Genomic DNA, 2,844 nt, shown 5'->3' on the forward strand with positions numbered 1-2,844 from the left:
TTAATAATAACTTATTTTTTGTGTTTCATTGTACATTGAATTATGATGTATACAAAATGTAATTAATGGAGGAAAATTTATGGCGATTCCAACAAGAAGCGAAGTCCCAGAAGATTTGAAGTGGGATTTAACCCGCATCTTTAAAACAGACCAAGACTGGGAAAATGCCTTTGACAAGGCAAAAGATGACGTGGCTAAGCTAAGTGAATTAAAGGGAAGCTTGGCTAAATCAGGCAAAGATTTGTATGAAGGCTTGACCAAGATTTTGGCAGTTAAACGTGATGTAGAAAATATTTACGTTTATGCCACTATGTCTAGCGATGTTGATACTTCTAACTCACATTATTTGGGCTACGTTAGCCGCGTGCAAAGCTTGTCCAATCAATTTGAAGCAACAACCAGTTTTATTAATCCTGAAATTTTGAGTATCCCTGCCGAAAAGTTTGAACAATTCAAAAAAGACGAGCCAAGATTAGCTGATTACGCCCACTATTTGGAAATGATCACTAACAAGCGTCCTCATACTTTGCCAGCAGAAGAAGAAAAAATTATCGCTGACGCAGGGGATGCTATGAGCGTGTCAGAGAATACCTTTAACGTTTTAACCAACTCTGACATGGAATATGGTTATGTGCAAGATGAAGACGGCAACATGGAGCAATTATCCAATGGCTTGTATTCATTATTGATTCAGTCCCAAAATCGTGACGTGCGTAAAGGTGCTTTTAATACTCTCTATGCCAGCTATGGTCAATTCCAAAACTCGCTTGCCTCTACTCTCTCCGGCGTTGTGAAAAAACATAACTACAACGCACGCATGCACAAGTATGATTCAGCTCGTGAAGCCGCATTAGCTGATAACGGCGTACCTGTTGAAGTTTACGACACATTAATTAAAGAAGTTGATTCACACCTTGACTTGCTTCACCGTTATGTCGCATTGCGCAAGAAAATTTTAGGTCTTAAAGACTTACAAATGTGGGACATGTACGTGCCGCTAACTGGTAAGCCTGCTTTGTCTTACAACTTTGAAGAGGCTAAAAAGGTAGCTAAAGAAGCCATGAAGCCACTTGGCGAAGACTACTTAAAGCATGTTGATTATATTTTTAACAACCGTGTGATTGATCCTGTTGAATCTAAGGGCAAGGTTACTGGTGCTTACTCTGGTGGTGCTTACGATACCGATCCATATGAACTTTTGAACTGGGAAGACAATATCGATTCACTCTATACTTTAGTTCATGAAACTGGACACTCAGTTCACTCTTGGTACACCCGCCACAGTCAGCCTTATATCTATGGTAATTACCCAATCTTCGTGGCTGAAATTGCTTCAACCACTAATGAAAATATTTTGACTGAATATTTCTTGGACCATATCACTGATCCTAAGACGCGCGCATTCATCTTGAACCACTACCTTGATTCATTCAAGGGTACATTGTTCCGCCAAACTCAATTTGCGGTATTTGAACAATTTATCCACGAAGCAGATGCTAAGGGCGAACCATTGACTGCCGATATTTTGGATGATGTTTATGGTCAAATTAACCAGCATTACTACGGCGACAGTGTTGAACCTGGTGGCGATATTGCGCTTGAATGGTCACGAATTCCGCACTTCTACTACAACTTCTACGTTTATCAATATGCGACTGGATTTGCGGCTGCAACGGCTTTGGCTAACAAGGTTGTGCATGGTAGTCAGGCTGATAGGGATGCATACCTGGGCTACCTTAAGTCAGGTTCTAGTGACTATCCTACTGAGATCATGAAGCGTGCCGGCGTTGACATGACTAAGCCCGATTATTTGAAAGATGCTTTCAAGACTTTTGAAAAGAGATTGAACGAATTCGAGAGTTTGATTGGTAAGTAATTCATGCAGGCTTATTCTCCAGATTATATTAGAGATGCTTTAGTCCGTTTTGCCTAGCACTCAAATGCAATTTAAGGTAATTCATTATCGCTCGGGCAAACGGAAGCCATTGTTTTATACGACAGAGTAACTTTTGTGAATAATAAAGGCGTTAAGCTACGTGATATTTACGAAGCCAGTAATCAAAAAGATGCATTCTATCTAATGCTCAATATGGCTAACAATAATGCGGAATTAACCATTGATAATATTTTGAAATTACAATAATTTGAATTAACTAAAAATACCATTAGTACTGCAGGTAAATTCAAACAAAATGAAAATATGATCTTAGGTGCTGATTTCCAAACTTCTTCCGTAGCTGAGACTCCTATTGCTGTCAAACAATGGGCAGAAAATACCAATTATCGTCTAGAAAACAGTCAAACTAAAGATGAATTCCTCCAAAATCTGATGGCTGCACATATTAATTTTGAACGAATTCATCCCTTTGAAGACGGAAATGGCAGAACTGGTCGAGAGCTAATTAACTTAGAACTTGCTAAAAATGAAATGCCCTTTTTAATCATCGAAAAAGACGATAAAGCGCAATACATTACTTACGAGGCTGATCAAGATGTTGTTAGTCTTACCGAATATGCCAAACAGAAACTGCCACTGAACAAAAACGTTACGAAATATTTGAACGTAATTTTAAAGCTCAGGAAGAATTTGATAAGAATCATCAAGAATAAATAAAATGATACCAAACTCTCATTTTTTTGGTATCATTTCATAATTATCGGTATCATTTCAGCGTATTTGATACCGATAAGTTTTTAATGACACTGACTTGAAAAAGATACCCATACAAAAAGCTGACAACTCACTTTCACGTGAATTATCAGCTTTTTGCTTTTAAATGGAACCTTTCAAGCCAGCTCCCGTCCACTTATTTGGATTTTCCTCTAGCATAATTTTTAATTTAG

The 2,844-nt window shown here is 38.1% G+C and carries 3 protein-coding genes; all 3 read left to right on the top strand.

Annotated features, from left to right (window positions below; all coding sequences use genetic code 11):
• Positions 1-79: 79 nt before the first annotated feature.
• Positions 80-1,876, top strand: coding sequence for an oligoendopeptidase F (pepF, locus tag HMPREF0518_RS06645; RefSeq protein ID WP_003627319.1), 1,797 nt, complete (start codon positions 80-82; stop codon positions 1,874-1,876).
• A gap of 135 nt (positions 1,877-2,011) precedes the next feature.
• Complete coding sequence (locus HMPREF0518_RS10975; RefSeq protein ID WP_003627320.1) at positions 2,012-2,143, top strand: hypothetical protein; 132 nt, start codon at positions 2,012-2,014, stop codon at positions 2,141-2,143.
• Positions 2,144-2,164: 21 nt separating this feature from the next.
• Complete coding sequence (locus HMPREF0518_RS10810) at positions 2,165-2,614, top strand: Fic family protein (protein WP_329559911.1); 450 nt, start codon at positions 2,165-2,167, stop codon at positions 2,612-2,614.
• Positions 2,615-2,844: the final 230 nt, after the last annotated feature.

The organism is Lactobacillus helveticus DSM 20075 = CGMCC 1.1877, assembly GCF_000160855.1.
Classification (GTDB): Bacteria; Bacillota; Bacilli; order Lactobacillales; family Lactobacillaceae; genus Lactobacillus; species Lactobacillus helveticus.

Coding starts and splice junctions, on each gene's coding strand:
- pepF (WP_003627319.1), top strand. CDS start 80: ATGGCGATTCCAACAAGAAGCGAAGTCCCAGAAGATTTGAAGTGGGAT.